Source organism: Meiothermus sp. (genome assembly GCF_025056915.1).
GTDB lineage: Bacteria > Deinococcota > Deinococci > Deinococcales > Thermaceae > Meiothermus.
In genome coordinates, this window is record NZ_JANWVH010000002.1 from 68942 (window position 1) to 75868 (window position 6927).

A 6927-nucleotide genomic window follows, 5' to 3' on the forward strand; every position below is an offset into this window, starting at 1 on the left:
CAACTTGATACACAAGGGGGCATGGGTGGTCGGTGGACTCCACCTGCTACCCCAAACCCCTCCTTCCAGTTCCTCATCTCGCTGAATGGCAAATCAGCCGCAATCACGTAATCAGACTGAAATAACCAGGCCGAAGCCGTTTGCGATTCTGTGTTCAGTCTCCCAGCATGAGCGGGTCTTCCTTGGCCGCAGTCTTTTCCTCGACCTGCGAGAGCCTGGCCAGGGTTAGCGCCAGCACATAGGTGCCACGCGCGATATCCTCCGGTGAAGCGTACTCGTCGGGGCGGTGGCTGACCCCCTCCCGACAGGGAATGAAGAGCATGGCCGTGGGCGCAATGCGGGCCATGAACAAGGAGTCGTGGTAGGCCCGGCTGACCATCAGTTTGAACTTGACCCCGGCATCGCCGCAGGCTGCAACCAACGCCTTAAGCACCTCCGAGCCCGATTTGGCGGGGGGGTCAATGTTGATGATTTCCACGCTGTATTTGATGGCGCGGCGGGTGCAAACCTGCTCCACCCCCTGAATGATGTTGCGAATAATCTGGTCGCGGCGCGACTGTTCGACATCGCGAACGTCTATCTCGAGCTTGACCCGACTGGGCACGCTGTTGACCGCGTTGGGATAAACCTCACAGAAGCCAGTGGTGGCCACGGTATTGATGCTGCCGCTGTTGCGGGCAAAGGCCTCCACGCCCAGGATAATCTCGGCGGCGGCGCAGAGGGCATCGCGACGGTCGGGCATCAGCACGGCCCCGGCATGGCCGCCCTCTCCTTCCAGCAGCACCCGCAGCGAGGCCGGGGCCGCAATGGCCGTTACAATCCCCAGCGGTACATTCTCCTGCTCGAGCACCGGTCCCTGCTCGATGTGCAGCTCGACAAAGGCCGAATAGTAGCCCTCGGGGAGCTGCACCTCTTCCAAGCGACCCATATAGCCCGCCTCCCATCGCACTTCCTCCAGGGTGCGGCCTTCCTGGTCTTTGAGCAGGCGCAGCGATTCCGGCGACAGCACCCCCGCCAGGGCCCGGCTGCCCAGGCAGCCAATTCCGAAGCGGGTGGGCTCTTCAGCGGTAAAAATCAGAAGCTCGATGGAGCGCTGCGGCTTGAAACCACTGCGCTGCAAGGCCCGGATGGCCTCCAGACCGCCCAGCACCCCCACCGTACCGTCGTACATGCCTGCGTAAGGGATGGCGTCGAAGTGCGAGCCGGTGCCCACCGCCGGAAGCTCAGGGGCAGAACCCTCCCAGCGGGCGAAAATGTTACCGAGGCCATCTTCCCGCAAGGTAAGGCCCGCCTCGGCACACAGGCCCTTGAGGTAAGCCCTGGCCTCGAGGTCGGGCTTGGTGTAGAGGATTCGGGTAATGGCCGGCTTGGGGGTCTCGGAAAATTCCGCCAAGGCCTCGAGCTCGCGGATAATTCGCTCTTTATCTACCAGCGGTCTTACAATCATGGTTTGCTCCAGAAAAAATAGCCGAACACGGTGATAGTAGTTTATGCCGCAAGCCACTGGGTTTGCAAAAGCGCGGGCCTGCCGCGTTGCACTTTCCCTTTGCCCCCGGCAAAAGTCGCTTCCAGGCCAGGTTCACAGAGTGTTGTAAAACGTGGGTTCGGGTTGCATGGTCTGGTGACACAGGACGGAGGCCTGGAAAAAGCAGTGCCGAGGCTGAACCAGCCGGCCCCGGCTAGGACAATAGCTCCAAGGAGTGCCGGTTCACGTCCTTGTAGATCAGGTATTTGCTGGGGGTTTTGCCGAGCGCACCGAACCACTGCGGGCAGTAGGAGGCCATCCAGATCACGTCCCCAGCCTGCACGGTGTACCAGTGGTCTCCCAGGCGATACACGCCACCGCCTTGCAAAAACAACAGCCCGTGCTCCATCACGTGGGTTTCCACCAGCGACAGGTGGGCTCCCGGAGCAAAGGTCATGGTGTTGACGGCCATATCGAAGGAAAAATTATCGGGCAGCAAGAGCCGCACCTGGAGGGCTTCGTCCCCCATCAGCGGGCTGCTGGGAACATCCGGCTCGTAGCCGAGCACCACCCCCGGCATCTCTGCGCCCGCTAAGGCCTGGTAGGGTTTGTCGAAAATTATCATGCGAGCGGGCGATTGGGCCGTGAAGCGGTGGGGGGTGTTGGCGGGCAAGTACGCGAAGTGGTGCGCCCCCAGGGCATGGCGGGCCCCGTCGACCTCGAGCGCCACCTCCCCTTCCAGCACATAGGCAAAGCGCTGGATGTCCAGCAGGGTCATTTCCCCGCTGCCCCCCGGCTGCATTTCCACCGTGTACATCTTGAAGCGGGCGCCCAGCTCAGGGGCGATATGCACAATGCAGGCGGTGTGGTGCCAGCCGGGCAAGGGGGCGCGGATGAAGGTATCGGGCGTGAGCAGGGCGTGGTCGGGGGCCACGCGGGTGCGGGTGAATCCGGTCAGGCTCATGGTTTCCTCGTCTGCAAGCGAACCTCGCTGGGCTTGGCTATTTTACCCTGCCAGTAAACCGGCTCACCCCGCAACCAGGTGCCCTCCACCACCCCCCGGAAGGTCTGGCCCAGGTAGGGCGAGAGGGCGTGCCGGTAGCGCAGATCCTGGGGGTGCAGGGTGTGGCTTTGGGAGAGGTCAACCAGTACAAAATCGGCCTCACAGCCCACCGCCAGCCGCCCTTTGTGCCCCAGGCCAAAGCGTTCGGCGGGTTGATGGGCCAAAAGCCGGGCTATGCGCTCCAGGGGCAGCCCCCGCCGGAAGTAACCCCACTCGAGCATCACCGAAAGCGTGGACTGCACCCCGGCAATGCCCCCCCACAGCGCAAAGAAATCGCTGCCCTGCTTGAGTTCGGGGGGGCTGGGGGAGTGGTCGGAGCCAATCAGGTCCACCGAACCCTTGAGTAGCTCGGCCCAGAGCCGCTCCTGCTCGGCGGCGTCGCGCAGCGGGGGGGCGCATTTGCCCACCGCCCCCAAGCGCTCGAGGTCGTCCTCGGTGAAGGCCAGGTAGTGCGGGCAGGTCTCCAGGCTCACGTCCACCCCCCGCGCTTTGGCCTCGGCAGCCAGTGCCACCCCGGCCCCCGAGCTGATGTGCACAATGTGCAGCTTGCAGCCGGTTTCGTGGGCCAGCACCAGGGCCCGCCCGATGGCCTCGAGCTCGGTGAACACCGGACGCGAGGCCACATACTCGCGCCAGGACTGCCCCTTAGCCCGCATCGTGCGGGTCAGGTGTGCGGTCAGGGCCTCCGACTCGGCGTGAACCGCCACCGGCAGGCCCAGCCGGGCCGCGGTTCGCATCCCCTCGTAGAGTGTGGCATCGTCGCAAGCCGGAAACTCCGGCAGGCCCGAGTTGCACATGAAGGCCTTGAAGCCAATCACCCCCCGCTCGGCCAGCTCGGGGAGGCGCTCGAGGTTGGCCGGGGTCAGCCCACCCCACAGGGCAAAGTCGGTGCAGGAAGCCGCCCGCATGGCCGAGAGCTTCTGGTCAAACGCCGCCGCATCCAGCGTGCAGGGCAGCGAATTGAGGGGCATGTCGAAAAACACCGTGCCGCCCCCCACCGCCAACGCTGCGCTGCCCGTCTCGATGCCCTCCCAGTGGGCCTGCCCCGGCTCGTTGAAGTGGACGTGCACATCCACCCCACCCGGCAATACATGTAGGCCCCGGGCCAAGACCTCCTGCCGGGCTGGCTCGGCAATCTCCGGGGCCATCTGCACTATCTGTCCTTCCAGCACCCCCAGGTCAGCCTGCTCTACCCCCTCCGGGGTGACCAGGGTTCCACCGCGTACAATCAGGTCGAGCATGGTGACTCCATCACAGGTTTGGGCCGATGAAACGATGGGTCTTGGATTCCTGCCTTTCGGGTTCAATCCCCGCACAAAACCGGTCATCAAAACTTCACCAGAGCGCTCTTCGCCTATTATGAGCCATTCGAGTTCGAGAAAGCCTGGTGAACAGTGGCCGCCTGGAAACTCGAAAACATGCGTCTCGGCCCAGACGCATTCTCGTTTTCGAGGGCGGCCAGGCCTGTGAAGAGCGCGATAAGGGGGCCGGGTGCGAGGCGCAGGTCGAAGCGTCATACTTGGATGCGCTGGGCTAGCTGCTTTCGGCCAGTTTTTCCAGAAATCCTAGCCCCACCCGCACCGCGGCCTCCACGTCTTCGGGCCAGACCGATTCGTCGGGGTGGTGGGAAAGGCCCTTGGGGCTGCGCAGGAAAAGCATGCTGGAGGGGCAGAGCGAGGCCATAATCATCGCATCGTGACCGGCTCCCGAGACCAGCCGGTGAACCCGATAGCCCTGGGCCTCCACCGATTGGGCCAGTAAATCGCAGAGGCCAGGGTGGCAGGGCACCGCCGGCTGTTCGTAGCGGGTCTGGTAGGCCAGCTCGAGCCCCCGGCGCTGCGCGACCTGCTGGGCCCTTGTAATTAGGTTGGCAACGGCCAGGCTGCGCACCTCATCGTACTGGTGGCGCACATCCAGGCTCATCTGCACCTCGCCGGGAATCACGTTGGCGGCCCCCGGCAGGGCCGAAATCAGGCCCACGGTGGCCACCAGGCCCGGCTCCTCGCGGGCCTCGCGCTCCACCAGGGTCATCCACTCGGCAGCCCCGGCCAGGGCGTCCCGGCGCAGGTGCATGGGGGTGGTACCGGCGTGGCCCGCCTGGCCGCGAAAGGCCACCTCCAGCCGGCTCTGGCCCGCGATGGCCTCCACGATGCCCAGGGGATACCCCAAAGCCTCCAGCACCGGCCCCTGCTCGATGTGAAACTCCAGATACCCCTTCACCCGGTTGCGAGCATAGGCTGCCTGGGGAATCTGGGCGGGCTCCAGGCCAAAAGCCCGGATGGCCTCCTCCACTGTGCGGCCCCCGGCATCCCGAAGCGATAGGAGCTCCGGCTCCAAAAGGCCCGCCACCGCCTTGCTCCCCAAAAAGGGCACCCCGTAGCGCACCCCCTCTTCCTCCGAGAAGGCCAGAACCTCGACGGCGAACGGCAGCCGCCGCCCCTCCAGGCCTTTGAGCAGGGCCAGCCCCAGCACCACCCCCAGCGGGCCGTCGTAGGGGCCGGCGTCGCGCACCGTGTCCACATGCGAGCCCATCAGAAAAAGCGGGGCCTCGGGGTGTGGGCCGGGGTAGTGGCCAATCAGGTTGCCCAGGGCATCGGTTCGCACCGACATGCCCAGCTCGAGCATCCAGCCGGTCAGGGCCTCATGCACCGCCCGCATGGGCGGCGACAGAAAGGTGCGGGTCAGGCGGCCTGCCTCCTCCGAGTAGCGGGCGAGCTGCTGGCAGCGTGCAATGGCTTCGTGGGCGAGGGCCTGGGGGTTCATGGGGCAGATTGTACTGTTTGCACCGCTCAACTCCCCCGGTAGGTGCTGTAGCCGTAGGGGGCAACCAGCAGGGGCACGTGGTAGTGCCCCTTCGCATCGGCAATGCCGAACCGGATCACCACCTCGTCCAGAAAGGGCGGCTCCGGCAAGGCCACCCCCTGGGCTTTGAAGTAGGCGGCCACGTGGAAGACCAGCTCATAGAGGCCCACCGGAAGGGTTTCGCCGGAAAGCAAGGGTGCATCGGTGCGGCCATCGGCGTTGGTGCTGGCCGCGGTGACGAAGGTGCGCTCGCCCGCAGGGCCGATGCGGTAGAGCTCGAGGTCGAGCCCCGCTGCCGGGCGCCCGTGGGCGGTATCGAGGACGTGGGTGGAAAGTCGGGCCATACCTTCATCCTATCGCGCCCTTCACAGACTTGGTCGCCCACGAAAACGAGAAGGGACAAAGAGACGTGCCTCACCTCGGTGAGACACGCTTGTCTGCGTTGCGTCTGGGCCGAGACGCATGTTTTCGAGTTTACAGGCCGCCACTGTTCTGTCCAGGACAAATAGTCGAATGGCTCTAAATAGGTGAAGAGCGCTTTAAGGGCCTTTGGCCCCCTGGGCCACCCAGGCTGCGAGCTTGGCCCGCTGCTCGGCGGTCAGGGGGGAAACCCCCGGCACCACCAGGGGCATGTACTGGGTGTCCACCGAGACCTGCTTGATTTTCTGGGCATAGCTCACAATCTGCGCCGGAGTATCCAGCATCACGCCCCCCGGCGCCGAGGCGAAGCCTGGCTGGGTGGGCCGGGCGGCGTGGCACATCTGGCAGTGCGCCTGGATGATGGCCTGCACCTCGGCGAAGGCCACCGGCGGGTGGGCTTGGGCTTCCGCGCTTGGGCGCGGCGCGGTCAGGTAAAAAGCCCCCAGCAGCAAAGCCGCCGCCAGCACCAGCAGGTAGGGCATGGCCCCGCCTTCCACCAGGGTTTTGTGGTGCTCTTTTTCGGTCACATTGATAAAGTGCCGCACCGCCACCCCGGCCACAAACAGCACAATCAAAATCAGCCACTGAGCCCCCCCGCTGTAGGTCATGGGGAAGTGGTGGGCAATCATGGTGAAGAGCACCGGCAGGGTGAGGTAGTTGTTGTGGCGCGAACGAAACTGCACCCAGTTCACAAACTGCGGGTCCAGGGTTTCGCCGTTTTGCGCGGCCCGCACCAGTTTCTTCTGGGAGGGGATAATCACGAAGAACACATTGGCCGCCATGATGGTGCCCAGCATGGCCCCAATATGCATGAAGGTGCCGCGCCCGCTGAACACCTGCCCCAGCAGGTAGGCAGCCCCGGCCACCAGCACCCCCCCCACCAGCAAGAACAGGGCCGGGCGGTAGAGCAGCTTGGTGCTCGAGAGCCCCAAGTAGACCAGCCAGGCCAGAAGCAAGCTCCCCACCGCCAATGCGATGGCGGCCCAGTCCGGCAGGGTGCTGCCTGGGGCCAGCAAAATGGCCCGGGGTTCGGCGTAGTAGACGATGATGAGCAGCAGAAAGCCAGTGACCCAGGTCAGGTAGGCGTCCCACTTGAACCAGTGCAGGTACTTGGGCAGCTGCACGGGCGCGGTTTTGTATTTTTCCAGGTAGTAGATACCGCCGCCGTGAATGGTCC

6 protein-coding genes are annotated in these 6927 nt (G+C 64.6%); all 6 read right to left on the bottom strand.

Features of this window, described 5'->3' with window-relative positions:
• Positions 1-154: 154 nt before the first annotated feature.
• Positions 155-1447: a M20 family metallo-hydrolase gene (locus tag NZN28_RS00850; protein ID WP_295394691.1), complete on the bottom strand. Its 1293-nt coding sequence runs from the start codon at positions 1445-1447 to the stop codon at positions 155-157.
• Between the two features lie 232 nt (positions 1448-1679).
• On the bottom strand, positions 1680-2429 hold the full coding sequence (gene allE / locus NZN28_RS00855) for a (S)-ureidoglycine aminohydrolase (RefSeq protein ID WP_295394693.1): 750 nt from the start codon (positions 2427-2429) through the stop codon (positions 1680-1682).
• On the bottom strand, positions 2426-3769 hold the full coding sequence (locus tag NZN28_RS00860; RefSeq protein WP_295394695.1) for an allantoinase: 1344 nt from the start codon (positions 3767-3769) through the stop codon (positions 2426-2428). Before NZN28_RS00860 ends, allE begins: the two co-directional genes overlap by 4 nt.
• A 292-nt stretch (positions 3770-4061) precedes the next feature.
• Entirely contained in the window at positions 4062-5291 is a 1230-nt protein-coding gene (locus NZN28_RS00865; protein WP_295394698.1) for an allantoate amidohydrolase, read from the bottom strand.
• Between the two features lie 26 nt (positions 5292-5317).
• Positions 5318-5674, bottom strand: coding sequence for a hydroxyisourate hydrolase (gene uraH, locus NZN28_RS00870; protein ID WP_295394701.1), 357 nt, complete (start codon positions 5672-5674; stop codon positions 5318-5320).
• 195 nt (positions 5675-5869) lie between these two features.
• The coding region (locus tag NZN28_RS00875; protein WP_295394703.1) for a urate hydroxylase PuuD at positions 5870-6927 on the bottom strand (1058 nt) is incomplete at its 5' end.